The sequence below is a fragment of the Pseudonocardia benzenivorans CB1190 genome (genome assembly GCF_000196675.2).
GTDB lineage: Bacteria > Actinomycetota > Actinomycetes > Mycobacteriales > Pseudonocardiaceae > Pseudonocardia > Pseudonocardia benzenivorans.
The window spans coordinates 5,023,102-5,049,151 of the sequence record NC_015312.1 but is presented as its reverse complement, the minus strand read 5'-3'; the positions used below and the strand labels follow the sequence as shown (position 1 = coordinate 5,049,151).

Annotated in this window: 25 protein-coding genes; 12 read left to right on the top strand and 13 right to left on the bottom strand. The window is 74.2% G+C overall.

The window, feature by feature from the left end; genetic code table 11:
- From PSED_RS23695 to PSED_RS23660, 8 genes are all read left to right on the top strand, one after another.
- The gene (locus tag PSED_RS23695; protein ID WP_013676770.1) at positions 1–1,197 is read left to right on the top strand and encodes a M50 family metallopeptidase; all 1,197 of its coding nucleotides are present in this window, start codon (positions 1–3) and stop codon (positions 1,195–1,197) included.
- Positions 1,198–1,199: 2 nt separating this feature from the next.
- Complete coding sequence (locus tag PSED_RS23690; RefSeq protein ID WP_013676769.1) at positions 1,200–1,691, top strand: phosphatase domain-containing protein; 492 nt, start codon at positions 1,200–1,202, stop codon at positions 1,689–1,691.
- 108 nt (positions 1,692–1,799) lie between these two features.
- Entirely contained in the window at positions 1,800–2,942 is a 1,143-nt protein-coding gene (ispG, locus tag PSED_RS23685; protein ID WP_013676768.1) for a flavodoxin-dependent (E)-4-hydroxy-3-methylbut-2-enyl-diphosphate synthase, read from the top strand.
- 98 nt (positions 2,943–3,040) lie between these two features.
- Positions 3,041–3,874: a GNAT family N-acetyltransferase gene (locus PSED_RS23680; protein WP_013676767.1), complete on the top strand. Its 834-nt coding sequence runs from the start codon at positions 3,041–3,043 to the stop codon at positions 3,872–3,874.
- Positions 3,875–3,986: 112 nt separating this feature from the next.
- On the top strand, positions 3,987–5,822 hold the full coding sequence (locus tag PSED_RS23675) for a penicillin-binding transpeptidase domain-containing protein (protein ID WP_233899128.1): 1,836 nt from the start codon (positions 3,987–3,989) through the stop codon (positions 5,820–5,822).
- A gap of 64 nt (positions 5,823–5,886) precedes the next feature.
- Positions 5,887–6,288, top strand: a complete 402-nt coding sequence (locus tag PSED_RS23670) for a DUF3054 family protein (protein WP_013676765.1) — start codon at positions 5,887–5,889, stop codon at positions 6,286–6,288.
- 317 nt (positions 6,289–6,605) lie between these two features.
- Positions 6,606–7,463 carry a type I methionyl aminopeptidase gene (gene map / locus PSED_RS23665; RefSeq protein WP_041759979.1) on the top strand — a complete coding sequence of 286 codons (858 nt, stop codon included), beginning with the start codon at positions 6,606–6,608 and terminating at the stop codon, positions 7,461–7,463.
- An 11-nt stretch (positions 7,464–7,474) separates the two neighbouring features.
- The gene (locus PSED_RS23660; protein ID WP_013676763.1) at positions 7,475–8,056 is read left to right on the top strand and encodes a pyridoxamine 5'-phosphate oxidase family protein; all 582 of its coding nucleotides are present in this window, start codon (positions 7,475–7,477) and stop codon (positions 8,054–8,056) included.
- A gap of 61 nt (positions 8,057–8,117) precedes the next feature.
- Here the strand turns inward: PSED_RS23660 and PSED_RS23655 are convergent, their stop codons facing one another.
- The 7 genes from PSED_RS23655 to PSED_RS23625 all read right to left on the bottom strand — a co-directional run bounded on the left by PSED_RS23655 (position 8,118) and on the right by PSED_RS23625 (position 14,949).
- Positions 8,118–8,582, bottom strand: coding sequence for a peroxiredoxin (locus tag PSED_RS23655; protein ID WP_013676762.1), 465 nt, complete (start codon positions 8,580–8,582; stop codon positions 8,118–8,120).
- Positions 8,583–8,648: 66 nt separating this feature from the next.
- Entirely contained in the window at positions 8,649–9,482 is an 834-nt protein-coding gene (locus PSED_RS23650) for a DUF1295 domain-containing protein (protein ID WP_013676761.1), read from the bottom strand.
- On the bottom strand, positions 9,479–10,855 hold the full coding sequence (locus PSED_RS23645) for an SAM-dependent methyltransferase (RefSeq protein ID WP_013676760.1): 1,377 nt from the start codon (positions 10,853–10,855) through the stop codon (positions 9,479–9,481). The genes PSED_RS23650 and PSED_RS23645 overlap by 4 nt, the downstream gene beginning before the upstream one ends.
- 59 nt (positions 10,856–10,914) lie before the next feature.
- Positions 10,915–12,171, bottom strand: a complete 1,257-nt coding sequence (locus tag PSED_RS23640; RefSeq protein WP_013676759.1) for an SAM-dependent methyltransferase — start codon at positions 12,169–12,171, stop codon at positions 10,915–10,917.
- The gene (locus PSED_RS23635; protein ID WP_013676758.1) at positions 12,168–12,941 is read right to left on the bottom strand and encodes a DUF1365 domain-containing protein; all 774 of its coding nucleotides are present in this window, start codon (positions 12,939–12,941) and stop codon (positions 12,168–12,170) included. The genes PSED_RS23640 and PSED_RS23635 overlap by 4 nt, the downstream gene beginning before the upstream one ends.
- Positions 12,938–14,227, bottom strand: a complete 1,290-nt coding sequence (locus PSED_RS23630) for an NAD(P)/FAD-dependent oxidoreductase (RefSeq protein ID WP_013676757.1) — start codon at positions 14,225–14,227, stop codon at positions 12,938–12,940. The genes PSED_RS23635 and PSED_RS23630 overlap by 4 nt, the downstream gene beginning before the upstream one ends.
- Complete coding sequence (locus PSED_RS23625; RefSeq protein WP_013676756.1) at positions 14,224–14,949, bottom strand: alpha/beta fold hydrolase; 726 nt, start codon at positions 14,947–14,949, stop codon at positions 14,224–14,226. Before PSED_RS23625 ends, PSED_RS23630 begins: the two co-directional genes overlap by 4 nt.
- A 221-nt stretch (positions 14,950–15,170) precedes the next feature.
- Here PSED_RS23625 and PSED_RS23620 point away from each other — a divergent pair, with 221 nt between their 5' ends.
- Positions 15,171–15,947 carry a lysophospholipid acyltransferase family protein gene (locus PSED_RS23620; protein ID WP_013676755.1) on the top strand — a complete coding sequence of 259 codons (777 nt, stop codon included), beginning with the start codon at positions 15,171–15,173 and terminating at the stop codon, positions 15,945–15,947.
- Between the two features lie 7 nt (positions 15,948–15,954).
- Here the strand turns inward: PSED_RS23620 and PSED_RS23615 are convergent, their stop codons facing one another.
- Together PSED_RS23615 and PSED_RS23610 are read right to left on the bottom strand one after the other, a co-directional pair.
- Positions 15,955–16,923, bottom strand: a complete 969-nt coding sequence (locus tag PSED_RS23615) for an acyl-CoA desaturase (protein ID WP_013676754.1) — start codon at positions 16,921–16,923, stop codon at positions 15,955–15,957.
- A 112-nt stretch (positions 16,924–17,035) separates the two neighbouring features.
- Positions 17,036–18,436: a mycothione reductase gene (locus PSED_RS23610; protein ID WP_013676753.1), complete on the bottom strand. Its 1,401-nt coding sequence runs from the start codon at positions 18,434–18,436 to the stop codon at positions 17,036–17,038.
- A 56-nt stretch (positions 18,437–18,492) separates the two neighbouring features.
- Between PSED_RS23610 and PSED_RS23605 the strand changes: the two genes are divergently transcribed.
- The 3 genes from PSED_RS23605 to PSED_RS23595 all read left to right on the top strand — a co-directional run bounded on the left by PSED_RS23605 (position 18,493) and on the right by PSED_RS23595 (position 20,722).
- Positions 18,493–18,987 (top strand): GNAT family N-acetyltransferase, encoded by a 495-nt coding sequence (locus PSED_RS23605; protein ID WP_013676752.1) that lies wholly within the window; start codon positions 18,493–18,495, stop codon positions 18,985–18,987.
- Positions 18,988–19,113: 126 nt separating this feature from the next.
- Positions 19,114–19,623: a lipopolysaccharide assembly protein LapA domain-containing protein gene (locus PSED_RS23600; protein WP_013676751.1), complete on the top strand. Its 510-nt coding sequence runs from the start codon at positions 19,114–19,116 to the stop codon at positions 19,621–19,623.
- Between the two features lies 1 nt (position 19,624).
- Positions 19,625–20,722 (top strand): class I tRNA ligase family protein, encoded by a 1,098-nt coding sequence (locus tag PSED_RS23595; RefSeq protein WP_013676750.1) that lies wholly within the window; start codon positions 19,625–19,627, stop codon positions 20,720–20,722.
- A 173-nt stretch (positions 20,723–20,895) separates the two neighbouring features.
- Here PSED_RS23595 and PSED_RS23590 read toward each other — a convergent pair whose 3' ends face one another.
- From PSED_RS23590 to yaaA, 4 genes are all read right to left on the bottom strand, one after another.
- Positions 20,896–22,269 (bottom strand): DEAD/DEAH box helicase, encoded by a 1,374-nt coding sequence (locus PSED_RS23590; protein WP_041762168.1) that lies wholly within the window; start codon positions 22,267–22,269, stop codon positions 20,896–20,898.
- 352 nt (positions 22,270–22,621) lie between these two features.
- Positions 22,622–23,590 (bottom strand): serine protein kinase RIO, encoded by a 969-nt coding sequence (locus tag PSED_RS23585; RefSeq protein WP_013676748.1) that lies wholly within the window; start codon positions 23,588–23,590, stop codon positions 22,622–22,624.
- Between the two features lie 408 nt (positions 23,591–23,998).
- Positions 23,999–25,117 (bottom strand): polysaccharide deacetylase family protein, encoded by a 1,119-nt coding sequence (locus PSED_RS23580; protein WP_013676747.1) that lies wholly within the window; start codon positions 25,115–25,117, stop codon positions 23,999–24,001.
- A 157-nt stretch (positions 25,118–25,274) separates the two neighbouring features.
- Complete coding sequence (gene yaaA / locus PSED_RS23575; RefSeq protein ID WP_013676746.1) at positions 25,275–26,021, bottom strand: peroxide stress protein YaaA; 747 nt, start codon at positions 26,019–26,021, stop codon at positions 25,275–25,277.
- Positions 26,022–26,050 lie beyond the last annotated feature (29 nt).

The window sequence follows — 26,050 nt, the reverse complement described above, 5'->3', positions numbered from 1 at the left end:
GTGGCATTCGCGCTCGGCGTCGTGGTGTTCGCCCTCGGCATCGCGATCTCCATCGCGCTGCACGAGGCCGGGCACATGGTCACGGCCAAGGCCTTCGGCATGCGGGTCCGCCGCTACTTCATCGGCTTCGGCCCGAAGATCTTCTCGTTCCGTCGCGGCGAGACCGAGTACGGCATGAAGTGGATTCCGGCGGGCGGGTTCTGCGACATCGCCGGGATGACCGCGCTCGACGAGGTCACCGAGGAGGAACGCCCGCGCGCCTTCTTCCGCAAGCCCACGTGGCAGCGGGTCGTGGTGCTGTCCGCGGGCTCGATCACGCACTTCCTGATCGCCATCGTGCTGATCTATGCGCTGTCGCTGACCTCGGGCCTGCCCAACGTGTCCGACACGCCGGTGGCCGGCCAGATCAGCTGCGCCGCCAACCAGACGTCGCCGTCGGCGCTGGAGCCCTGCGGACCCGGGGTGGCCACGCCCGCCGCCGACGCCGGCCTGCGCAGCGGCGACACGATCGTCTCCGTCGCGGGGACGCCGACGCCCGACTGGGCCGCCGCGGTCGCCGCGATCCAGGCCTCGGGCGGCCCGACGCCGATCGTCGTCGACCGCGACGGGCAACGGCTGACGTTGACCATGGACATCCCGAAGGTCCAGCGGCTCGACCCGCAGACCGGCCGGCCGCGCGAGGTCGGCGCCATCGGGGTCTCCCAGCAGCTGGTGTTCCACTACAACGCGCTGAGCGCCGTCCCGGCGACGTTCTCCTACACGGGGCAGATGTTCGCGCAGGTGTGGCAGGGCCTGCTGATGTTCCCGGAGAAGGTGCCGCGCCTCATCGACGCGATCGGCGGCGGCCAGCGCGACCTGGAGACGCCGGTCAGCGTCGTGGGGGCCAGCGTCATCGGCGGCGACCTCGCCGAGCGCGGGCTCTGGCAGGTGTTCGTCCAGCTGCTGGTCGTGCTGAACCTGTTCGTCGGGGTGTTCAACCTGCTGCCGCTGCTCCCGCTCGACGGCGGGCACATCGCGGTGAACCTCTACGAACGGGTCCGGGACTGGGTGCGCTCGCGGCTGGGCAAGGTGCCGATGCCGCCGGTGGACTACACGAAGCTGCTCCCGCTCACCTACGTCGTCATCCTGATCGGTGGGGCGGTCAGTCTGCTCACGCTGACGGCCGACATCGTCAACCCGATCCGGCCCTTCGAGTAGCGGTGTCGGCACAGGATCTCCCGGACCGGCCGCTGGCCGTGTTCGACATCGACGGCGTGCTCGCCGACGTCAGCCACCGCCTGCACCATCTCGACACCGGGCGCTGGGAGCGGTTCTTCACCGCGGCCGACCGCGACCCGCTGCTCGACGAGGGTGCCCGCCGGCTGCGGGCGGCCATGGTCGACCACGACGTCGTCTACCTGACCGGGCGGCCCGAGCGGAACCGGCGGCTCACCGAGCGCTGGCTCGCCCGCCACGGCCTGCCGACCGGCCCGCTGTACATGCGCGAGGACGACGACTACCGGCCCGCCCGCTGGGTGAAGCGCGAGGTCCTGCGCGACCTCGCGCAGACCCGGACCGTCGCCTCGGTGCTCGACGACGATCCCGCCGTCGTCCGGGTGCTGGTCGAGGACGGCTGGCCCGTCGAGCTCGCGACGTGGCTGCCGCACTCCTCGACGCTGCAGGACGCGCAGGAGCGCAAGGGCCGGACGTAATCGGCCGTTCAGCCGCGCGTTCCCCGTCCGCCGCAGCCCGGGACCCGATCGGCGTGGCGCGTGACACGCGCGCGGCGCGGGCGGGCGGCGCGGAGGATACTGGCCCTCGTGAGCGTCTCCCTGGGCATGCCCGCCGCACCCGCCCCGACCCTCGCTCCTCGCCGGAAGACCCGGCAGCTGCAGGTCGGCCCCGTCGGCGTCGGCAGTGAGCACCCGATCTCCGTGCAGTCGATGACCACCACCCTCACCGCGGACGTCAACGCCACCCTGCAGCAGATCGCCGAGCTCACCGCGGCGGGCTGCGACATCGTGCGCGTCGCCTGCCCCAGCCAGGACGACGCCGACGCGCTGCCGGCGATCGCGCGGAAGTCGCAGATCCCCGTCATCGCCGACATCCACTTCCAGCCGAAGTACGTGTTCGCCGCGATCGAGGCCGGCTGCGCCGCCGTGCGCGTGAACCCGGGCAACATCCGCAAGTTCGACGACCAGGTCAAGGAGATCGCGGCGGCCGCGCGCGACCGCGGCATCCCGATCCGCATCGGCGTCAACGCGGGCTCGCTCGACAAGCGGCTGCTGCAGAAGTACGGCAAGGCCACCCCGGAGGCGCTGGTCGAGTCGGCGCTGTGGGAGGCGAGCCTGTTCGCCGAGCACGACTTCCACGACGTCAAGATCTCGGTCAAGCACAACGACCCCGTCGTGATGGTGCGTGCCTACGAGCTGCTCGCCGAGCAGTGCGACTACCCGCTGCACCTGGGCGTCACCGAGGCCGGCCCGGAGTTCCAGGGCACGATCAAGTCCGCGGTCGCGTTCGGCGCCCTGCTCTCGCAGGGCATCGGCGACACGATCCGGGTCTCGCTGTCGGCCCCGCCGGTCAACGAGGTCAAGGTCGGCCGCCAGATCCTGGAGTCGCTGAACCTCAAGCCGCGGCGGCTCGAGATCGTGTCCTGCCCGTCGTGCGGGCGCGCCCAGGTCGACGTCTACAAGCTGGCCGACGAGGTGACCGCCGGCCTGACGGGCATGGAGGTCCCGCTGCGCGTCGCGGTCATGGGCTGCGTCGTGAACGGCCCGGGCGAGGCCCGCGAGGCCGACCTCGGCGTGGCCTCCGGCAACGGCAAGGGCCAGATCTTCGTCAAGGGTGAGGTCATCAAGACGGTCCCCGAGCACGCCATCGTCGAGACGCTGATCGAGGAGGCGATGAAGATCGCCGAGACGATGGCCGGCGAGGGCGAGCCCGAGGTCGTCGTCGGCTGACGCGGCCCGCGGCGGACCGGGCGCGTGCCGTGATCCGAGACCGAGCCGAAACCGGCCCTCACGTGGGCATCGGCCCACAGGTGTGGCACCGTAGGAGGGTGCTCAGAGTCGCGGGTGCTCGACTGCTCGACGACCGTGACCGCGCCGGCGTCCGGGCGGCCCTCGAGGCCGATCCCGTTGCGGCCTGCATGGTCGCCGCGCGCATCGAGGTGGCCGGCCTCGACCCGTGGCGCCTCGGCGGCGAGCTCTGGGCCGTCGGCCCGCGCCTGGACGGGCTCTGCTTCTCCGGGGCCAACCTCGTCCCGCTGCGCGGTGAGCGGTCCGCGCTGCGCAGCTTCGCCGACCGTGCCCGCCGGCACGGCAGGGGGTGCTCGTCGCTCGTCGGCCGCGCCGAGCTGGTCCTCCCGCTGTGGGACGACCTCGCTCCGGCGTGGGCGCCGGCCCGCGAGGTCCGTCCCGACCAGCCGCTGATGGTGCTGGCCGGGCCGCCGGCGGTGACGCCGGACCCGCTGGTGCGGCCCGTCCGTCCCGACGAGATCGACCTCTACCTGCCCGCCGCGATCGCGATGTTCACCGAGGAGGTCGGCGTCGATCCCCGGGCGGGCGACGGCGGCGCGGGGTACCGCGCCCGGGTGGCGGAGCTCGTCGGCGCCGGTCGGGCGTTCGCCCGGTTCGAGGACGGGCAGGTCGTGTTCAAGGCCGAGATCGGCGCGCTGTCGTCGCAGGTCGGCCAGATCCAGGGCGTGTGGGTGCACCCGTCGCGGCGCGGGCACGGCTACGGCACGATCGGCACCGCCGCGGTGGCCGACCGGCTCGCCGCCATGGGCCGCATCTCGAGCCTGTACGTCAACGGGTTCAACCACGTGGCCCGCTCGGTGTACGGGCGGATCGGGTTCACGCAGGTCGCGAGCTTCGCGACGGTCTTGTTCTGACCGCCGGGCCGAACTCGCGGCGCGCGTGCGGCGTCCCCCGAACGTGCCGTTGGGCCGTCGCGTCGTCCCGGAATCGCCGGGAATGTCGGCACGCATGGGCATACTCGGGTCCGTGACCGCTCCCCGTCGGGTCCCGGGCCGCCTCCGGCTCGTGCTGCTCGCCGGGGTGCTCGTGCTCAGTCTCGTGGGCGCGAGCTGCGCGTTGTTCGGGCCGAGCTCGGAACAGAAGGCCGTCCAGGCCTACCTCGACGCCTGGACCCGGGGCGACGACGCGGCGGCCGCGACACTCACCGACGACCCGGCCGCGGCGCAGACCCTGCTGGCGGCCGTGCGCGCGTCATTGGCCCCCGCCGGGCTGTCGGCGAGCGTCGCGCAGGTGCGCAGCACGGGCGACGCGGCGACGGCGTCGGTCGACGTCGCGTGGGACCTCGGGCAGAACCGCCGCTTCGCCTACCTCGACGAGATCACCCTGCGCGCGGCGCCCGACACCGACGCGGGATGGGTCGTGCACTGGTCGCCCGCGGTCGTGCACCCGAGGCTCGGGGCCGGGCAGCGGCTCGCGCTCGTCGTCGACACCCCCGAACCGGCGCCCGTCGTCGACCGCGGAGGGACGCCGCTGCTCACGCCCACGCCGGTGGTCAACGTGCTGCTCGACCGGACCGCTGCGGGCGACCTCGGGGCCGTCACCGGGGCGCTCGCGGCCGCGCTGGCCCCGCTCGTCCCGGGCATCACCCCGCAGTCGATCGCCGAGGGTGCTGCCGGGGTGCCCGCGGGCCAGGGCTACTCCGTCGCCGTGCTGCGCCAGACCGACTACCTGACCGTCAAGAACGCGATCCACGACCTGCCCGGCGTCCGGTTCGCGACCCAGACCCGGCTGCTCGCCCAGTCCGCGGGGTTCGGCAGCCAGGTCCTCGCCCCGGTCCGGACGGAGGTGACGCCCCAGGTCAGCGGCGTTGCCGGGTGGTCGGTGCAGGTCGTCGGCGGCAGCGGCGCGACGATCGCGACGCTGCAGGACCAGCCCGCGACGTCCGGCTCGACGGTCACGCTCTCCCTCGACCACGCCGTCCAGGCCGCGGCCGAGGACGCCGTCGAGACGCTGCCGCAGCAGGCCGCACTGGTCGCGATCGCGCCGTCGACCGGCGACGTGCTCGCCGTCGCGCAGAACGCCCCTGCCGACGCCGCGGGTGCCATCGCGCTCACCGGCCGTTACCCGCCGGGATCGACGTTCAAGATCGTCACGGCGACCGCCGCGCTCGAGACGCTCGGCGTCACCGCCACCACGCCGCAGCCGTGCCCGGGCACCACGACGATCGACGGCCGGCTCGTCCCCAACGAGAACCGCTTCGACCTGGGCACCGTCCCGCTCACCAAGGCCTTCGCCAACTCCTGCAACACCACGTTCTCCCAGCTCGCCGCACAGTTGTCCGCCGACGCGCTGCCCGCGGCGGGGCTGCAGCTCGGGTTCGGCGCCGACTTCACCGTCCCCGGCCTGACGACGGTCACCGGCGCTGTGCCGCCCGCCGCCGAGCGGGTGCAGCGGGCGGAGGACGGGTTCGGGCAGGGCGACGTGGTCGCGACGCCGTTCGGGATGGCGCTGGTCGCGGCGACCGTCGCGAAGGGCGCGCCCGTCGTGCCGCAGCTCATTCGCGGCCGGCCGACCGACGTCCCGAAGGCCGCCACCGCCCCGCCGCCGCAGCCGGTCCTCGACCAGCTGCGCACGATGATGCGGGCCGTCGTGACCGAGGGGACGGCGACCGGTCTGGCCCGCTCCGGCGCGGTCTTCGGCAAGACCGGGACGGCCGAGTACAGCGCGAACGGTGCGAACCGGGCGCACGGCTGGTTCGTCGGCTACCGGGGCGACGTCGCCTTCGCCGTGCTGGTCGTCGACGGCGGCTCGTCGGGGCCGGCGGTCGGGGTGGCGCAGCGGTTCCTGGCGGCGCTGGGCTGAGCCGGCCGCGGTCGACGGCCCGGGTGTGTGCCCGAGCGGGCGGTCCGCGTCCTACGCTGGGTGCGTGGCGACGACGATCCGGCTCCCCCGCGTGTTCGCGCTGTCGGCCGTGGCCGACGTGGTCGCGGTCGTCGTGTTCGCGGCGATCGGGCGTGCCAGCCACGACGAGTCCGACGGCATCGTCGGCATCCTCGCCGTCGCGGCGCCGTTCCTGGTGGGGCTGCTCGTCGCCTGGGCGACGCCGTGGGTGCGGGCGCGCCCGCAGGGCTTCCGCGCCGGTGTCGTCGTGCTGGCTGCGACCGTCGTCGTCGGGCTGGGGCTGCGCGCCGTGTTCCTCGGCCGGCTGCCGCTCACCTTCGCGCTCGTCACGCTGGCCGCACTCGCCGTGCTGCTGCTGGGCTGGCGCGGGGTCTCGGCCCTCGTCGCGGCCACCGCCCTCCGCCGCAGCGCCCGCACCGGCCGCTGACCCCGGCGCCGCCGATCCCCCCGGCAGCCGACGATCCCGGACGCCGACGATCCCGGGCGCAGCCGTGAGGTGGCGTCCCGGCGCCTGCCCGTGCGCCGCCGCGAGGTCGCTGCCGGATGGTCGTGCGCAACCTGAGCGTCGTTCCGGCGGCCGGGCGGGACGGTGAGGTTGCGGCCGGTGGTTGGTGCGCAACCTGGGCGTCGTATCCGGGGCCGGGCAGGACGGTGAGGTTGCGACGTTCGTGCGCAACCTGCGCGCGGTGGGTGAGTGCCCGCGGGGCCGCCGGGTGGTCGGGCGAAGCGCTTAAGCTGGACGCCATGCCTGCCCGCACGCTGCTCACCCCTGGCACCGTCTCGCCGACCCGTCCGGTCCCGGCGCACATCCCGCGGCCGGAGTACGTCGGCAAGGACGCGCCGTCGCGCAGCACCGAGCCGTGGGTGCAGACGCCCGAGGTGATCGAGGCGATGCGCGTCGCGGGGCGGATCGCGGCGCAGGCGCTCGCGCTGGGCGGCGAGGCCGTGAAGCCGGGCGTCACCACCGACGAGGTCGACCGGGTCGTCCACGAGTTCCTCGTCGACCACGACGCCTACCCGTCGACGCTGGGCTACCGGCGCTTCCCGAAGTCGTGCTGCACGAGCCTCAACGAGGTCATCTGCCACGGCATCCCCGACTCCACCGTCATCCAGGACGGCGACATCGTCAACATCGACGTCACGGCGTTCATCGGCGGCGTGCACGGCGACACCAACGCGACGTTCCTCGCGGGCGAGGTCTCCGAGGAGGACCGGCTCCTCGTCGAGCGCACCCGCGAGGCGACGATGCGCGCGATCAAGGCCGTCCGCCCGGGCCGCGAGCTCAACGTCGTCGGCCGGGTGATCGAGTCCTACGCCCGCCGGTTCGGCTACGGCGTCGTCCGTGACTTCACCGGGCACGGCATCGGCCGGTCGTTCCACAGCGGTCTGGTGGTGCTGCACTACGACCAGCCCGACGTCGACACGGTCCTCGAGCCGGGCATGACCTTCACGATCGAGCCGATGGTCACCCTCGGCACGGTCGACTACGACATCTGGGACGACGGCTGGACCGTCGTCACGAAGGACCGGCAGCGCACGGCGCAGTTCGAGCACACCGTGCTGGTGACCGGCGACGGGGCCGAGATCCTCACCCTTCTCTGAGGAGCCCCGACGTGGCCAAGGTCTACAAGGGCATCACGGCGCGCATCACCGACTGGATCCACGAGCAGCCCATGTTCTTCGTCGCGACGGCACCGCTGTCCGACGGGGGCATGGTCAACGTCTCGGTCAAGGGCATGCGGGGCACGTTCCGGGTCCTCGACGACCACACCTTCGCCTACGCCGACCTCACCGGCAGCGGCGCCGAGACCGTCGCGCACCTGCGGGAGAACGGCCGGATCTGCGTCATGTTCGTGTCGTTCGACGAGCGGCCCGACATCGTCCGTCTGCACGGGACGGGCCGCGTCGTGCTGGTCGGCGAGCCGGGGTTCGACGAGGCGCTCGCGCCGTTCGGCGAGGCCGCCGAGCGACGCCGGCTCGGCGTGCGGGCCGTCGTGACGGTGGACGTGTCGCGGGTGTCGGACTCCTGCGGGTACGCGGTGCCGACGATGGAGCTGCTGGGGGAGCGCGACCTGCTCGACTCGTGGACCGACCGCAAGGACGACGCGTCCATGCGCGCCTACCGCGAGGCGAAGAACACCCACAGCCTCGACGGCCTGCCCGCGATCCCGGCGCGGGCCGCCGCCGGCGACTGACCGCGGCGACGCATCGGCGGATGGTGCGCCGCAGCCCGCGGTGTGCCGGGGCCGGGTGCACTCACGCGGCCCGGACCCTGCGCAGCGCGGCGAGCGCCTCGTCGGCGTGGGCGTCGAAGTTGGTCTCGCTGCTGAACTCGGCGACGACGCGCCGGTCGGTACCGATGACGAACGTCCGGCGGCGGGTGTGCAGCCCGCCGGGCAGCCAGCGCCGGTAGGCGTCGAAGCGCTTCGCGACGGTGTGGCCGGGGTCGGACAGCAGCGGGTAGCCCAGCGAGTGCGCGGAGGCGAACGTGTGCTGCGCGGAGACGTCGTCACCCGAGATGCCGACGGGCGTGGCGCCCAGCTCCGCGAACTCGGCGGCGAGGTCGCGGAAATGGCAGGCCTCCCTCGTGCAGCCGCCGGAGGAGGCCATCGGGTAGAAGAACAGCACGATCGGGCCGTCGGCGAGCAGGCCGGAGAGGGTGCGGGTGGCTCCCGTCTCGTCGGTCAGCTCGAACTCGTCGACCATGTCTCCGGACTTCATCGGGATCCTCTCGCTCGGGCGGGGCGGGGCGCCCCACTCAGGGACGGACGGTGCGGGGTGGTCGGTTCAGGAGCGGGCCGGTTCGCGTGGTGGCCGCGGGATGAACCCGCTGGTGCGCCGGACGTAGTCGGCGTAGCCGGGACGCCGCTCGCCGATCGAGGACTCGAGCAGCTTCGCGCCGGTGCCCCTGACCAGCAGGAAGGTCATGATCGCGGCGGACGCGAGTCCGACCAGGCCGGGCAGCTGGTGCAGCCCGAGCAGCGTCAGCCCCCACCAGACCGCGGCGTCGCCGAAGTAGTTGGGATGGCGGGTGTACCGCCACAGCCCGCGGTCGAGCACCGTGCCCTTGTTGCCCGGGTCCGCGGTGAAACGGGCGAGCTGGGCGTCACCGACGGTCTCGAAGAAGAACCCGACACACCACGACAGCACGCCCAGCACGGCCGTCACCGTGCCGAGCAGGCCGCCGCCGGTGCCGTACTGGGCGAGCTGGACGGGCAGCGACACGACCCACATGACCACACCCTGGGTCAGGTAGATCCTGGTGAACGCGTACACGTACGGGTTGCCGGGCGCCCGGCTCATGAGCGCGACGTAGCGCTGGTCCTCGGGCTTGCCGTGGTTGCGACGGCCGATGTGCCAGGCCAGCCGCAGCCCCCACACCACCGTCAGCGCGGTGGTGAGCCATCGGCGCCAGGTCTCGCCGTCGCCGGCCGACATGACCAGCGTGACGAGCGCGACCACGGCGAACCCGGCGCCCCAGACGACGTCGATCCCGTCGTGGCGGCCCCCGCGCAGCGCCGCGACGGCCAGTGCCGCGAGCATGACGACGAGCACCGCCACCGCCGTGACCCAGAGGTTGGTCAGGAACTGCGACCAGGGGAAGGCGCCCACGTCGGTCATCGTGTCGGAGCGACGGTTGCGGTGAGCTCACCCGGCCGCACGTCGGCGGCGAGCCGGTCGAGTGCCGGGTCCGGGCCGAGGACGGCGGCCCGGCTGCGCGGCAGGCCGGACGTGCCGTCGGCGCCCGGCCGGACGAACAGCATCTGGTGCACGCCCATGCGGTTCTCCGCGAACGCCGACGAGGCGCCCGCGAGGTAGAGCAGCCAGACCCGGTACTGCTCCTCGCCGACGAGCCGGATCGCCTCCGCCTTGCGGTCCTGCAACGTGTCCAGCCACGGCCGGACCGTCGTCACGTAGTGCTCGCGCAGCGAGTGGACGTCGGCGAGCTCGAGCCCGGCGGCCTCGAGCAGGTTCAGCGTCGAGCCCAGTGGGCGCATGGACATGTCGGGCGCGACGTAGCGTTCCATGAACGCGCCGCCGCCGGGGTTGTCGTCGCGGCCCGCCGCGCCGCGCGACATCTGCTGCAGCAGCAGCCGGCCGTGCGGGCGCAGCAGCCGGTGCAGCTGGGCGGCGTAGGTCGGGTAGTTGACGTCCCCGACGTGCTCGCCCATCTCGATCGACGCGATGGCGTCGAAGGGCGGGTCGTCGACACCGCGGTAGTCCTGCAGCCGGATCTCGATCCGGTCCGCCAGGCCCAGCTCGGCGACGCGGGCGGCGCCGAGGTCGCGCTGGCGCGCGGAGAGCGTCACGCCGACGGCAGTGACGCCGTAGTGCTGCGCGGCGTGGACCAGCAGCGACGCCCATCCGCAGCCGACGTCGAGCAGCCGCATCCCGGGCGCGAGGCCGAGCTTGCGGCAGACGAGGTCGAGCTTGTCGCGTTGGGCGTCGACGAGCCGGTACCCGGGCCCGGGCTCCTGTGTCCAGTAGCCGCACGAGTAGGTCATCCGCGGGTCGAGCAGGAACGCGTAGAACTCGTTGGACAGGTCGTAGTGGTGCGCGATCGCGGCCCGGTCGCGCCGGCGGGTGTGCATCGTGCCCCGCAGGCGCGCCTCCGCGGCCGGGGGCCGGGGCGGCGGTCCGACGGCGCCGAGCCGGGCCGCGAGCGCGGCGGCCGCGATCCGGTCGGAGGCCGAGAGCGTCACACCGGACAGGCCGTGCGCGCGGGCGAGCGCCCAGAACCGGGACAGGCCGTCGGCGAGGTCGCCCTCGACGTCGAGCTCGCCCGCGACGAACGCGCGGGCCAGGCCGAGCTCGCCGGGGGCCCACAGCAGCCGGCGCAGGCCGCGGCGGTGCCGCAGCACGGCGACGGGCGCGGCGGGGTCGTCGGCCGCTCCGGCCTCGCTGCCGTCCCACGCGCGGATGCGGATGGGCAGCGCGGCACCGATGACGCGTTCGAGCAGGTCGACGAGCTGGGGTGCGACGGGACGCGGCACGTGTGCTCCTTCGAGAGGGGGTCGTGGGTGGCGTTGCCGGCCAGGACCGGTGGCGCCGCTCACCGGCGGTGGAGGGAGAACTGGAAGACGTCGAGGTAGCCGACCCGGAAGCCGGCTTCGCAGTAGGCGAGGTAGAACTCCCACATCCTGCGGAAGGTCTCGTCGAAACCGAGGGCGGCGACGCATGCCCGGCGCTCCTGGAAGCGGGCGTTCCAGTGCGCCAGCGTCCGCGCGTAGTCCTGGCCCAGGCTGCGCCGGCGCGCGATCCGCAGCGAGCTGTGCGCGGCGAGGTTGGCCTCGATCGCCTCGACCGACGGGATCAGCCCGCCGGGGAAGACGTACTTGTGGATCCAGGTGTGGTCGCCGCGCGAGACCATGAGCCGGTCGTGCGGCATCGTGATCGACTGCAGCCCGACGCGGCCGCCCGGCCGGAGCAGCCGGTCGAGGGTCGCGAAGTACGTGGGCCAGAAGCGCTCGCCGACTGCCTCGATCATCTCGACGGACACCACGGCGTCGTAGCTGCCCCGCGCCTCGCGGTAGTCGCGCAGCAGCACCTGCACCCGGTCGGCGACGCCGGCCTCGGCGATCCGCCGCTCGGCGAGCGAGGCCTGCTCTGCCGAGATCGTGAGCGTCGTGACCCGGGCGCCGCGCCGCGCGGCCCGCACCGCCAGGCCGCCCCAGCCGGTGCCGATCTCGAGGACGTGCATCCCCTCGGTCACCCCGGCCATGTCGAGGATGCCGTCGATCTTGCGCCGCTGGGCCGCCGCGAGGTCGTCGCCACCGGGCGGGAACCACGCCGCGGAATACGACATCGTCTCGTCGAGGAACAGCGCGAACAGGTCGTTGGACAGGTCGTAGTGCCGGTGGATGTTGCGCCGGGCGCCTTCGAGCGTGTTGACCTCGTCGTCGGGCCGACGGGCCTCGACCCAGCGGCGCCCGAGCCGCTGCAGCGCGGGCGGGACGAGCTGCGCGAGCCTGGCGGCGAAGGGGGTCAGCAGGTCGGCGGGCGTGGGCGAGGTCCAGTCGCCGACCATGTAGGCCTCCCCGAAACCGATCTTCGACGACGTGCCGAGCCGCGCGAAGAACGCGCCGGGCCGCCTGATGTCCATCCGGGGGCCGCCGGTGCCGAGGGTCTCCCCGTCGGGCATGACGACGGTCACCGGGAGCGTCCGCACGGCCCGGCGGAACAGCGACTCCGCGACGCGGGCGCGCAGCGGGGCGACCGGGACCTCGGCCAGCCCCGGCCAGACGCCCTCGTGGGGACGGGGGAGCGCGCGGGCGGCCGGCGACGGACGGTGGACGGGTTCGGTGCTCACTGGACGCCCTCCTGGGACGGGTGCGACGGACGGGGGACGACGGGCAGGCCGCGCAGCCACAGCGCGATGCCGTGCCGGCGGATCAGGGCGGAGGTCCGCCGGGTGGCGAGCGGATGCCGCAGCAGGCTCCGCACGTGGGACGCGGGCGGACGCCGGGTGCCGCTGAGGGTCGCCGCCAACGCGACGCCGGGGCCCTGGTGGAGGGTCACGGCGATCGCCAACCGCTCGTCGGGGACGGGCAACCGCATCCGGTAGCGCCCGTCGAGGGTGAGGAAGGGCGAGACGTAGAAGGCCTTGTCGGCCTCCGCGCGCCCGCGCTCGTCGGGGCGCAGCAGGTAGCAGTGCCGCTCGCCGTAGGTGTTGTGCACCTCGGCGATCGCGCACACCGGTGCGCCGCCGCGGTCGTGGCACCAGAACACCGACAGCGGGTTCACGGCGTGCCCGAGCACGCGCGGGCAGGCGAGCATGAGAATCCGGCCGCCCCGGAGGTCGATCCCGTGGGTCGCGAGGTACCCGTCGACGTTCTCGCGGATGGTTCGTCGCGGGTCGCCGAGATGGTCGCGCGCCTCGAAGCGGGCGAGGGCGCGCAGCGGCCGTGGGAGCACCGGCAGGTCGTCGACGTCGACGAGCCAGGTGCGCGCAGCGTGGTCGAACGACCGGCCGCTCGCGATTCCCGGGGCCCGGCGCACGTGCCGGACCCTGGCGTCGTAGACCGCGGGGACGACGGTCCCGGTCGCGGCCGGTGCGTCCGGGCGGGCGGTGCGGGTCACCAGGTCACCCCGAGCGCGGCGGCGGCCCGCACGCCCGACGCGGCGCCGTCCTCGTGGAAGCCCCAGCCGTGGTAGGCGCCGGCATAGGCGGTGACGGCGGTCGTGAGCTCGGGTAGCCGCCGCTGCGCGGCAACCGATTCGGGGGTGTAGATCGGATGCTCGTAGGACATCTTTGCGATGACCCGGGTCTCGTCGATCCGGTCGGCGCCGCCCAACGTGACGACGTAGGGGTCGGCGATGTCGAGTCGCTGCAGCCGGTTCATGTCGTAGCTGACGAGGACCCCCGCGGTGTCGTCGGCGGTGCAGGTGGGCTTGAGGTAGTTCCACGACGCCCGCGCGCCCGCCCGCCGCGGCAGCACCGTGACGTCGGAGTGCAGCCGGGTCTCGTTGTGCGAGTAGGAGAACGCGCCGAGGACGGCGGTCTCGTCCGCGGTCGGGTCGGCGAGCAGGGCGAGTGCCTGGTCCGGATGCGTCGCGACGACGACCTTGTCGAATCGCCGGGACGCGCCGGCCGCGTCGTGGACCTCGACGCCGCCGGCGGTGCGTCGCAGGGCGCGCACCGCGGTGCCCGTGCGGACCACGTGCAGGTTCTTCACGATGCGCTCGACGTAGCGTTGCGAGCCGCCGGTCACGGTGCGCCACTGCGGGGAGCCGCCGATGCCGAGCATCCCGTGGTGGGCCAGGAACGTGAACAGGTAGCGCGCCGGGTACCGCAACGACACCGCCGCACCCGCCGACCACACCGCCGCGACCATCGGGACCATGAAATGGTCGACGAAGTAGCGCGAGTACCCGCCGATCGCGAGGAACGAGCCGAGAGTGACCGCGTCGGCATCGGCGTCGGCCGTCGTGAGCAGCCGCCGGGCATGCCGGTGGAACCGCACCACCTCACCGAGCATCCGCAGGTAGGCCGGGCGGGCCAGGTTCGACGCCTGCGGGAACAGCCCCGGGGCGCGGCGGGCGCCCGCGTACTCCAGGCCGCAGCCGTCGCAGCGCACGCTCATCGACATGTCCGCGTCCTGCGTCGTCACGCCCAGCTCGGCGAACAGCCGCAGCAGCGTCGGGTAGGTGCGCGTGTTGTGGACGATGAACCCGGAGTCGACGCCGCGCACCGCGCCGTCGGAACCCGCGAGCTCATGGGTGTGGGCGTGGCCGCCGAGGCGGTCGTCGGCCTCGAAGAGGGTGACGTCGTGGGCGCGCCGGAGCACGTGCGCGGCCGTCAGCCCCGACACGCCGGCGCCGACGACGGCGACGGTCGGCCGGGCGCCGTCGTACGGGTGGTTCATCTCGCCGCTCCGATCGGTGTCCTGCTCAGCGCCCTGGCGAGCCCACCGGGGGGCGGCTCCTGCATGGCGTTCGCGATCTCCGGGTCCTCCGGTTCGATCCCCAGCTCGCCGAGCACGAACCGGCGCACGAGCGAGGTCCAGTCGCGGGCGCGGCGGAGCATGGCGTGGCCGTCGCCGTGGACCTCGAAGCGGCAGATCCGGTCGGTCACGGCCGCGGCACGGACCGCGTAGGCGTAGGACTCGGCCGGGTCGGTCGTGCGTTCGCGGTCGCCGTGGGCGATGAGGACGGACCGGCCGGCGAGCTGGTCCACGGGGTCGTCGGCGCCGAGCCACGGGGCGAGTCCGCAGACCGCGGCGACGCCCTGGCCGCCCGCGGCCCCGAGTGCGGCACGACCGCCCATCGAGTGCCCCACCAGCACGATCGGCGCACCCGGGTGCAGGCGACCGGCCTGTGCGACGGCCCATTCGGCGTCGTGCAGCGCGTCACGGGCGGGGCCGTTCCACCCGCGGTAGCGGTAACGCAGGAGGTGGACCGCCGTCCGCGGGGTTCCGACGGCGCGGGCGAACGGGAGCATCCGGAGGTACGCGAGCCCGCGCCGGGCCGGGTCACGGCTGACCGAGCGGCCACCGTGCAGGACGAGGACGACGCCGTCCGGCGCGGTGGGGACCGGCCCGAACGTCTCCAGCCGCGGGAGGGTTTCGTCGTCGGACGGATCGGGCACGAGACCTCCGGGACTCGCTCGACGGGTGCCGCGCCGCGGCGGCACCAGGTGTTCGGCCCGTGGGCGGAGCCGGATCCGTCCTGCGTGGACGTCACAGTGGAATCCTCACCCGGTGCGGCGCGTTCCGCGCGTCGACCATGGGCGAAGATCGGGGGAGAAGACCGATCCGACCCGCCGGGCGAGGGCCCCTGCCCGGGCCCGGAGCGCCTGGAGGACCTGCGATGGCCGACACCGACCGCCCCCTGACCGTCCGGGAGAAGCTGCGGCTCACCCTGCGGCGACGCCGCTCGGGCTCGGGGTTCTGGTACGGGCTGGGCATCGAGCTGATCTGGCCGTTCGCGATGTTCCTCCCGAAGATCGTCTTCCGGGGCGGCGAGCACGTCCCGCGCTCGGGCGGCGCGCTGCTCGCGCTCAACCACGTGTCGTTCGCCGACCCGATCTTCGACACGGCGTTCGTCGTCGCGAACGGGCGGATGCCGCGCTACCTGGCCAAGTCGGAGCTGTGGAAGGTGCCGGTCGTGCGGTCGGTGCTGGCCGGCGGCAGGCACATCCCCGTCCACCGTGCGACGAGCCGCGCCACCGACGCCTACCGAGACGCCGTCGAGGCCCTCAACCGCGGCGAGGTCGTCGCGTTCTACCCGGAGGGCACCTACACCGCCGACCCCGACGGTTGGCCGATGAAGGCGAAGAACGGCATCGGGCGGATCGCCGTCGTCACGGGGGTCCCGGTGATCCCGGTGGCGAACTGGGGCACCCAGGAGGCGCTGCCGCCGGGGGCCTTGCCGCGGCTGTTCCCCCGCAGGCGGGTGCGTGTCGTCGCGGGGCCACCGGTGGACCTCTCGGCGTTCGTCGGCAAGCCGCGCACCCGCACGAACCTCGACGCCGCCACGGCAGCGATCATGACCGACATCACGAAGCTGGTCGCCGACCTGCGCGGCGAGCAGGCTCCCGACGCGGCGTACGACCCGGGCCCGGAGCGCCCGGCCGCCGCGAGCTGAGCGGCCCTCAGGCCTCCCGGGCGATCCGCTGCAGCCGGCGCTCGGTGGGCCAGCGCACCGCCGTCGCCCAGCCGAGCTTCTCGAAGGTCCGGATCACCCGGGCGGAGATGTCGACCTGGCCGCGTTTGACGCCGTGGCGGGCGCAGGTCGGGTCGGCGTGGTGCAGGTTGTGCCAGGACTCGCCGAAGGAGGCGATGGCCAGGGGCCAGACGTTGGCGGAGCGGTCGCGGGCCGCGAAGGGGCGGTCGCCCCACATGTGGCAGATCGAGTTGATCGACCAGGTGACGTGGTGCAGCAGCCCCACCCGGACGAGGCCCGCCCAGAACAGGGCCGTCAGCGCGCCCTGCCACGACCATGTGACCAGCGCCCCGAGCCCCGCCGGGACGAGCAGCGTCAGCACGCTCCAGAGCCCGAACAGCGCGTCGACGCGGCGGATGTCGGTGTCGGCCAGCAGGTCGGGGGTGAACCGTTCCTCGTTGGTCTGGTCGCGGTCGAAGAGCCAGCCCATGTGCGAGTGCCAGAAGCCCTTCGCCAGCCCGAGCGGGCCCGAGCCGTGCAGCCATGGCGAGTGCGGATCGCCCTCCTTGTCGGAGAACGCGTGGTGGCGGCGGTGGTCGGCCACCCAGTCGATGACGGGCCCCTGCATCGCGAGGCTGCCCGCGACGGCCAGCCCGATCCGCAGCGGCCGGTTGGCCTTGAACGAGCCGTGGGTGAAGTAGCGGTGGTAGCCGACGGTGATGCCCAGCCCGCTGACGACGTAGAACACCAGGCCGATCACGACGTCCGACCAGCCGAGCAGCCCCCACCCGACGGCCAGCGGGATCGCCGCGACGAGTGCCAGCAGCGGGACCATGACGAACACGTACACGCCGATCTGCTGGGGCAGTCCGCGGGTGCCGTCGAGGATCGGCTTCGGGCCGGGGCCGGCGGCCCCGTCGCTCTCGGCCGGCCTGGCCGGGCTGTCGGCAACGGTCATGGGCTTCCTCACATCCGCAGGGGGGACCACGGGGCGGTGTCAGGGTTCGACGCCGGGCCCCGGGCCGGATCGATCTCCATGCTAAGGGTCGCCTTCCCCGGACGCGCGGGGCTCAGGCCTCGTCGAGCTCGAGCGGCAGGCCCAGCAGCGCGTTCTCGACGACCTCGGGCAGCGCCGGGTGGATCCAGTACTGGCCGACGGCCATCGTGCGGGCGTCGAGGCCGAACGTCATCGCCTGGATCAACGGCTGGATCAGCGTCGAGGCCTGCGGGCCCATGAGGTGGGCGCCCAGGATGCGGCCGGTGGTGCGCTCGGCGACGATCTTGCAGAGGCCGGTGGTGTCCTCCATCGCCCAGCCGTAGGCGACGTCGCCGAAGGCCTGGACCTTGGTGACCACGTCGAGGCCCTGCTCCCGGGCCTGCCGCTCGGTGAGCCCGACGCCGGCCAGCTGCGGCTCGGTGAACACCGCCGACGGCACGAATCGATGGTCGGAGCGGCGCGGCGCATCGGGGTGCAGCAGGTTGTGCTGCACGACCCGCACCTCGTGGTTGGCGACGTGCTTGAGCTGGAACGGCGAGCTGACGTCGCCGAGCGCCCAGACCCCCGGCGCGGTCGTGGCCTGGGTCTCGTCGACGACGACGCGCCCGTCGGGGTGTGTCGCGATGCCGCCGGCGGCGACGTCGAGCAGGTCGCTGTTGGGCACCCGGCCCGTTGCCACCAGCAGCAGGTCGCCGCTGGCTGTCGAACCGTCGGTGAGAGTGAGCTCGACGCCGCCCCCGTCGAGCAGGCGCGCGCCGTCGGCCACCGTGCCGAGCCGGACGTCCCAGCGCTCCTGCGCGATCGTCGTGAAGGCGTGCCCGACGGTGTCGTCGCTGAAGCGCAGCAGGCGCTCGCCGCGTGCGACGAGCGTCACCCCGACCCCGAAGGCGGAGAAGACGTGCGCGAACTCGGCGGCGATGTAGCCCCCGCCGAGGATGACCACCCGTTCGGGTAGCTTCTCCAGCCGCATGACGGTGTCCGACGTCTCGTAGGGCACCCCCGAGTCGCGGATCGGGTCGGGCACGTGCGGGCGCCCGCCCGCGGCCACCACGATCCGGTCGGCCGTCACCGTCTGCGCCGGGCCGCCGTCGACAGGGGTGATCGAGAGCGTGCGATCGCCGGTGAAGCGGGCGTGGCCCAGGTAGGTCGTGACGTTCGGGGTGCGCACCGGGTCGAGCCGGTACTCCTTGCCGCCCTGGGCGATCGGGTCGATTCGGCCGAACACGCGGTCGCGGATGTCGGCCCAGCGCACGCCGTCGAGCGTCGCGTCGACGCCGTAGCGGGGCGCCCGCCGGACGGCCTCGGCCACGTCGGCCGCGTAGACGTACATCTTCGTCGGGATGCAGCCGACGTTGAGACACGTGCCGCCGAACGTGCCGTGCTCGATGATCGCGACGTCGAGATCGGCGAAGCGATCGTCGACGATGCTGTTGCCGGAGCCGCTGCCGATGACGACGAGATCGTGATGACGCACGGTTCCGAGGCTAGCTGCCGGGCGCGGACGGCCCCGTTGTCTGGTAGGCAGACGCCGTGAGCAGTGAGACCGACCGCGACGGCCGTCCGGGCGACGCCACCGCGGCGACCGTGCGCCGGGCGTGGGCACTCGACCTCGACGCCGCCACCCTGTACGCGCTGCTGAGGCTGCGCGTCGACGTGTTCGTCGTCGAGCAGGCCTGTGCCTACGGCGAGCTCGACGGCCGCGATCTGGAGCCGCGGGCGCGGCACTACTGGTTGGCGGGTCACGGCAGTCCCGAGCCCGTGCTGGGCACCATCCGGCTGCTCAAGGAACCCGGGGGCGGGTATCGCATCGGACGTCTCTGCACCGTTCGTGACGTGCGCGGACGCGGCCTCGGCCGGCGACTCGTCGAGGCCGCGCTCGCCGAGGTCGGGTCGGGGGAGTGCGTGCTCGACGCGCAGGAGCACCTCGCCGACTTCTACCGCGGCTACGGCTTCGAGCCCGTCGGGCCGGCCTACGACTGGGACGGCGTCGCGCACGTCCCGATGCGCCGCCCCGCGCGCGGCTGAGGGGCCCTCGCGACACGTTCGCCGCGCAGGGCCCGACGCGTCGCCCCGACCGCGACGTACGGGATACTCCCGGGCACCGGGCGTGGTTCCGCGCGGCCGGGGAGAACGTGACAGGAGGCTCGCAGGATGAGCGACGACCGGGGTCGCCAGGGCGGCGGCGCGCTTCGGCCCGGGAACGTCGGGCGGGCCGACCCGCACGCCGATCCCGCGACCGACCCGTCGCTGCGTCCGGTGGAGACGAGCGACCCCTCGGGCGGGCCCACGCTGCCGGTCCCGTCCGACCCGTCCGGCGGGCCGACCGTCCCGGTGCGGATTCCCGACCAGGAACCGTCGTCGGAGGCGGAGCGTCCGTCGCGGCAGGCGCAGCGCCCCGCGGCGCCGCGGTCGCGGCTGTCCGGACTGTGGGTCGGGCTGATCTTCTCGGCCCTGGTGCTGCTCCTGCTGCTGATCTTCATCCTGCAGAACCTGCAGACCGTCGACGTCCACTTCCTGGGTGCCGCGGGCCGGCTCCCCACGGGCGTGGCGCTGCTGTTCGCGGCGATCGCCGGCATCCTGCTCGTCGCGATCCCCGGTTCGCTGCGCATCCTGCAGCTGCGCCGGGCGGCCCGTCGCGCCCGTCCCGGAAAGGCCCGCTGACGTGCTGAACATCGCCGGCACCCCGCTGCCCGTCGTCGGCCGGGCCCGCATGTACGTGTGCGGGATCACCCCGTACGACACGACCCACCTCGGGCACGCCGCCACCTTCGTCTGGGCCGACGTCGCCGCGCGGGTGCTGCGCCACGTCGGTGTCGACGTCGACGTCTGCCGCAACGTCACCGACGTCGACGACGTGCTCGACGCCGCCGCGGCCCGCGCGGGCGCCCGCTACGACAGCTTCGCGGCCGTCCAGCAGTTCCGCTTCGAACGCGACATGGCCGCGTTGGGCGTCCGCCGCCCGACGTACGAGCCGCGCGCGCACGTCCACGTCGCGCAGGTCGTCGAGCTCGCCGAGGCGCTGCTGGAGCGCGGCGCGGCCTACCACCGCGACGGCACGGTCTGGTTCCGCGGCGCGGGGGTGCGCGAGCGCGCCGGACTGGCCGCCGACGAGGCGGCCGCGCTCGCCGACGAGTTCGGCGACCGCCGCGACGACGGTCGCGACGACCCCGCCGACGTCGTCATCTGGCGGGTGGCCGGGCATGGTGAACCGGCGTGGCCGAGTCCGTGGGGGGAGGGCAGGCCCGGCTGGCACGCCGAGTGTGCGGCGATGTCGCTGACGACGCTGGGCCCCGCGCTCGACCTGCACGTCGGGGGCGCCGATCTGCGGTACCCGCACCACGCCTACGAGGCCGCGATGGCCGAGGCCGTCACGGGCGTCACCCCGTTCGCGCGGGCGTGGCTGCACGTCGGCACGGTCCGGATCGACGGCCGGAAGATGGCCAAGTCCGCGGGGAACCTCGTGCTGGTCTCCGACGTCCTGGCCGACCGGCCCGCGGCGGCGCTGCGGCTGCTGCTCGTCGACCGCCCCTGGGCGCAGACCTGGGACTACCGCGACGAGGACCTCCGCGCGGCCGAGACCCGGCTGGAGGCGCTCTACGCGGCCGCGTCGCACGGGGTCACCGAGAACCCCGTGGCCTCCGCAGAGGTCACCGCCGCTCTGCTCGACGACCTCGACGTCCCCCGCGCCCTTGCCGTCGCGCAGGAGGCGGGCGGGACCGCCGCCCGGCAGGTGCTGTCCGTCCTGGGCCTCGGCGGCTGATCGCCGCCCGCGTTGTGTGCGCCGGGCCCGGGCGCCCGCCGGGCGCAACCTGACGGTCGTCGAGTCCGTCGGGGGGAGCGGCCAGGTTGCGGCCGGCGGACCGGGCGCAACCCGACCGTCGTCGGACCCGGCCGGGGGAGCAGCCAGGTTGCGGCTGGTCCGGCCGGGTGGCGTTACGCGGCGCTGGAGCGGTTCCCGCCGGACCGCCGGGCGCCGCCGCTGCGTCCGCGCGCACCGGACCGGCCGCCCTGCGTGCCGCCCGGAGCACCGGCACCCTGGCGGGGCCGCGACCGTCGGCCCTGGCCGCGCGGCTGCTGCGGCGCGGGCCGCGGCTCGACGACGGCGATTCCGCTGGGCTCGCGCGCGCCCGTGACCCGCTGCAGCGTCGCCGACCCCGGCGCCGCGTCGTGGACCGTCGGCCGGACGCCCGCCTGGCGGGTCAGCGTGTCGACGTCGCGACGCTCCTCCGGCGTCACCAGCGTGACGACGGTGCCCGACTCGCCGCCGCGCGCGGTGCGGCCGGCGCGGTGCAGGTAGTCCTTCGGGTCGCCCGGCGGGTCGATGTGCACGACGAGGCTCACGTCGTCGACGTGGATGCCGCGGGCGGCGACGTCCGTCGCGACGAGGACGGGCGTCCGGCCCTCCTTGAAGTCGGCGATAGCGCGGTTGCGCTGGTTCTGCGACTTGCCGCCGTGCAGCCCCGCGGCGGACACCCCGTCGCGGCGCAGATTGCGGACCCACCGGTCGACGCCGTGCTTGGTGCGCGCGAACAGGATCGTCCGCCCGTCGCGTGCGGCGATCTCGGCGACGACCCTGGCCTTCGTCACGGAGTCGACCAGTAGCAGGTGGTGGTCCATCGTGTCGACGGCGCCCGTGGCCGACGCGACGGCACGCGTCACCGGGTCGTGCAGGTAGCGCGACACGAGCGCGGCGACGTCGCCGTCGAGCGTCGCGGAGAACAGCAGCCGCTGCCCGTCGGCGGGGGTGAGGTCGAGAATGGCCCGGACCTGGGGCAGGAACCCCATGTCCGCCATGCGGTCCGCCTCGTCGATCGCGGTGACCTCGATGCCGGACAGGTCGGCGGTGCGCTGGTTGGTGTGGTCGGTGAGCCGTCCGGGCGTCGCGACGAGGAGGTCGACGCCGCGGGCCAGCGCGTCGGCCTGGCGGTTGAACGACAGCCCCCCGACGACGGCGGCGGCGCGCAGCCCCAGCGCGCGGGCGAACGGGTCGAGCGCGTCGACGACCTGCTGGGCGAGCTCACGCGTCGGCACCAGGACGAGACCGCGGGGGCGCCGGGCGACGGCGCGACCCCCGGCCAGCCGGGACAGCAGGGCGAGGCCGAACGCGAGCGTCTTGCCGGAGCCGGTCTGACCGCGGCCCAGCAGGTCGCGGCCGGCGAGGGTGACGGGCAGCGTCGCGGCCTGGATCGGGAACGGCGCGGTGAAGCCCTCGGCGTCGAGGGTGCGCAGGACGGCCTCGGGGAGCCCGAGCTCCGCGAAGGTCGGGAGGCCGGACGCGGGAGCCGCCCACAGCTCCTCGACCGGCATCGTGGTGGACGGACGGACCGGGGCGGCGGTGCGCGACGAGCCGTGCGCGCGGGAGCGGCCGCCGGACGGGCGCCGGGGCCGGCCCTGGCCGCTGCGGGCACGGGTGGTGGAGCCCGACGAGCGGGCGGGCTGGGGAGCCAAGAGAACCTCCGGGACGTGGCACGTCACGGAGCAGCCGACGACCGTCGGGACGACGGACGGGCGATCGCGGCGACGAGCCCGGGCGCGACGCAGCGCCCACGATGGTGAAGCTTCGGACGCGTCCGCTGCGGGTTCGACGAAGGTGTCACCGGGCCGGGTTCGGCCGGGCCGGACGCTCTGATCCACCCTACCCGAGCGTCCGGCCCCGGCCTCACCGGTGTGACGAGCCCGGCTGGGCGATACCCAGCTCGGCGAGCAGGTCGTCGAACAGCGCGTCGCGGGCCGCAACGGCGTCCGGCAGCCCGCGCGCGGCGAACCACTCCGTGATGCGGTCGACGTCGCGCCCCAGGTAGGACGGTCCGAACGGGTTGCCGACGACGTCGACGACCTGCGGGAGATCGATCAGGACGAGCCGGCCGCGGTCGACCAGCACGTTGAACGCCGACAGGTCGCCGTGCGTGAGGCCCTGGCGAGCCAGGCCGCGCAGCGCCTCGCCGAGCTGCGCCCACAGGTCCGCGAGCTCGTCGGCGTCGGGTCGCAGCTGCGCGAGCCGGGGCGCGGCGGCGGTCCCCGACCCGACGAACTCCAGCAGTACCTCGGTGTCCTCGACCGACACCGGGTAGGGGACGGGCACGCCGGCCGTCCACAGCGTCGCGAGCGCGGCGAACTCGGCCCGCGCCCACTGGCCGGCGAGCAGGTCGCGGCCGAAGCCGGTGCGCCCGGCCATCGCCCGGGTCTCGCGGGACCGTCGGACGCGCCGGCCCTGCAGGTATCCGGCGTCGCGATGGAACATGCGGTGCTCGGGCGAGCGGTACCGCTTGGCGGCCACCAGCATCCCGTCCGTGCCGGGCACCGCCCGGCGCAGCAGGTGGACGTCGGCCTCCTTGCCCGTCTTGAGCACACCGAGCTCGGTGTCGACGGCGCCGGTCGCGGTCACCACCCAGCCGGGGCGGGGCTCGGGGCCCTTGTCGGCACCGTCCCATGTCGACCAGCGGTCACCCTCGGGCGGACCGTCGATCTCCGCACCGGCGCGCTCGTCGAGCTCGACGGGGGGCGGGTCGTCGCGGCGGCGGCGCCGGGTGAGGTCGTGCTGGACGTCGTCGTCGTACTCGTCGTACTCGTCGTCGAAGCGGCGGCGGGGGCGCCGGCCGCGGGTGTGGGAACCGTCGTGCGAAGGCACCGGTGGGTCTCCTGACCGGAAGGGCCCCACCTGACGGCGCGCTACGACGGCGCGTGGACCAGCGGTGGGGCGCGGAAGGGACGAGGACGCGCCAGGTCCCGGGCGGCGGTCGACATCGGGCACCTCCTGGGGTCTCGTCTCATCCGGCCGGGAGCGATCCTGGCGGGTCCCCGCCCCGGCTCGCAACGCGATTTCGTCTCGCGGGCCCCGACGAAGGCACGGTTGCGGCCGAGGATCCGTGCGCAACCCGAGCGCTGCTCACGGCACGCGGCCAGCAGTGAGGTTGCGGCCGACGATTGCGGCGCAACGTCAGCGCTGAACCCGAGCGGCGGGCAGCAGTGAGGTTGCGGCCGGGGGTCGTCGGACCGGCCGTGCTCCGGGTCGGGTGGGGTGGCGGCGGACGGAGGGTCAGGGGCGGGGCGTCGGCTGCTCGGCCAGCGCCGCGAGCGTCGCCGGGTCCTGCAACCCCATCCACTCGATGACCTCGGAGTACGTGGCGCACACCGTCTCCGGCCGGGTGCACACCTCGCCCATGAACGTCTCGACGGCGGTGCTGAAGGCGCCGCCGTTCCAGTCGTTGAAGTGGTTGCCGACGACGAGCGGCGCCCGGTTCCCGGCGAGCGCGGCGTCGTAGGCGCGGAAGTAGGCCCCGACGGTCCACTCGGTGAACTGCCCGGCCTTCTCCGGCTCCTCCTTCGCGCCGTTCATCGAGTACCAGAGGTTGTAGTCCATCATGATCACCCGCTTGCCCAGGGCGGTGACGGTCACGGCGGGCATCGGGAACTCCCACACGCCGTCGACCTGGGACGGCCAGGTCAGCGCGCCCGAGGTCGTGCTGGAGTCGTAGACCAGCCCGTGGCTGCGCATCGCGGGAAGCAGCGCGTCCCGCTTGCCCTCCAGGCAGGGGGTACGGCCGCCGCGCACCGTCCCGTCGGGCAGGTCGAGTCCGGGGGCCTCGCGGACGAACCGGAAGAACTGGTCGAGCTCGGAGTTCCACTGCGCCGTCGTCCACTTCCCGACGCTCGGTTCCGAGCCGGCGCAGAAGTGCCCGTTGTAATGGGTGCCGATCTCGTGGCCGTCGGCGAGCGCGGTGTGCAGGTTCGCGATCCGCGTCTCGATGTCGGCGGCGCTGCCGCCGAACCCGACCGACGAGGCGCCCGGGTGGTGGCCGGGTCCGGTGTAGCGGGAGCGCTCGGCGCTCGGCACGAGGTACAGCCCGGTCAGGAACCCGGTGACGTGCGCGTTCGACTTCTTGGCCAGCGGCAGGATGCGCTTCCAGTGGCTGTCGGAGCCGGCGCCGTCGAAGGAGAAGAGCACGAACTGCGGGGGGCGTTCACCCGGGTCGAGCGGACGCATCCACGCCGGCGGTCCGGGGGGCGGCTGCGGCTCCTCCGACGTCGGTGCGGCCGCCGACGCGTTCCCCGCCTCCTCGACCTTCGGCGCGCTCAGCGCCATCGTCAGGAACAGTGCGGCCGCGCCGAGCGCGAGCCCGATCGCGACGTTGCTCGTCGCGCGCGACCTGCGCATCGAGCTCCCCCCTCACCTGCCCGCGGAACGGGCGCCGCCCTCGCTCGACGCTAGCCGGATGATCACGCGGATCGGACACATCGGGCCCGCGTGTCGTCGACCACACGCGCGACGACCGACCCGGAACGATCAAGTCAGGACGATCACCCCGGGACGATCACCCCGGGACGATCACCTCGAGCGCGCTGCCCCGGCGTTCGACGCGCATCCCGGCCCGCCGCGCGATCGCCGCGACCCCCGCGGCGTCGGCGGGCTCGGCGCGACTCCCGGCCAGCACCCGGGCCAGCGCCCCCTTGTGCGCCTTGTTGAAATGGCTGACGACGCCGCGGCTGCCGTCGGGCTTCTCGGCCAGCACGGTCACCGTGACCGCGCCGGGGACGCGGCCGAGTGCCGCGTAGGAGCCCGAGCGCAGGTCGACCACCAGGTCCTCGGCGGCGAGCCCCGCGAGCACGGGGTCGAGCGCGGGCCGCCAGCGCGCGGCGAGCGTGCCGCCCGCGGGCAGCGCGGAGCCCGCGGACAGGCGGTACGCGGGGATGGGGTCGTCGGCCCGGACCAGTCCGAACAACGCCGACCCGACGGCGAGCCGGGCCCGCGCGCGGGCGGCCGCGGCGCCCCGCAGGGTCGTCACGTCGAGGGCGTCGTAGAGGACGCCGGTGTAGCGGTGCAGTGCCGGCATCGTCGGTGCGGACCACAGGGCGGCGTTGCGGGCGATCTCGTCGTCCTGCCGGGGCGAGAGCCCGAGCGCGGTCCGGGCCGCGGCGGGGTCGGCCGCCAGCTCGACGAGCTCGTCGGCCAGCTCCTTGCGCGTGCCGCCCAGCTCGGGGAACGACAGCGCGTCCAACCGCAGCGGGGGACCGTCCCCGCCGTCGCGCTTGGTCTCCGAGGGGGGCAGCAGCACGAGCACGACGCGAGACGCTACCAACGTGGGTGAGC

Bases quoted from the DNA above. Each gene is read 5' to 3' on its own strand.
- map (WP_041759979.1), top strand. From the start codon at position 6,606: ATGCCTGCCCGCACGCTGCTCACCCCTGGCACCGTCTCGCCGACCCGT.
- PSED_RS23655 (WP_013676762.1), bottom strand. From the start codon at position 8,582: ATGAAGTCCGGAGACATGGTCGACGAGTTCGAGCTGACCGACGAGACG.
- PSED_RS23650 (WP_013676761.1), bottom strand. From the start codon at position 9,482: ATGACCGACGTGGGCGCCTTCCCCTGGTCGCAGTTCCTGACCAACCTC.
- PSED_RS23630 (WP_013676757.1), bottom strand. From the start codon at position 14,227: ATGAACCACCCGTACGACGGCGCCCGGCCGACCGTCGCCGTCGTCGGC.
- PSED_RS23620 (WP_013676755.1), top strand. From the start codon at position 15,171: ATGGCCGACACCGACCGCCCCCTGACCGTCCGGGAGAAGCTGCGGCTC.
- PSED_RS23615 (WP_013676754.1), bottom strand. From the start codon at position 16,923: ATGACCGTTGCCGACAGCCCGGCCAGGCCGGCCGAGAGCGACGGGGCC.
- PSED_RS23600 (WP_013676751.1), top strand. From the start codon at position 19,114: ATGAGCGACGACCGGGGTCGCCAGGGCGGCGGCGCGCTTCGGCCCGGG.
- PSED_RS23590 (WP_041762168.1), bottom strand. From the start codon at position 22,269: ATGCCGGTCGAGGAGCTGTGGGCGGCTCCCGCGTCCGGCCTCCCGACC.
- PSED_RS23580 (WP_013676747.1), bottom strand. From the start codon at position 25,117: ATGCGCAGGTCGCGCGCGACGAGCAACGTCGCGATCGGGCTCGCGCTC.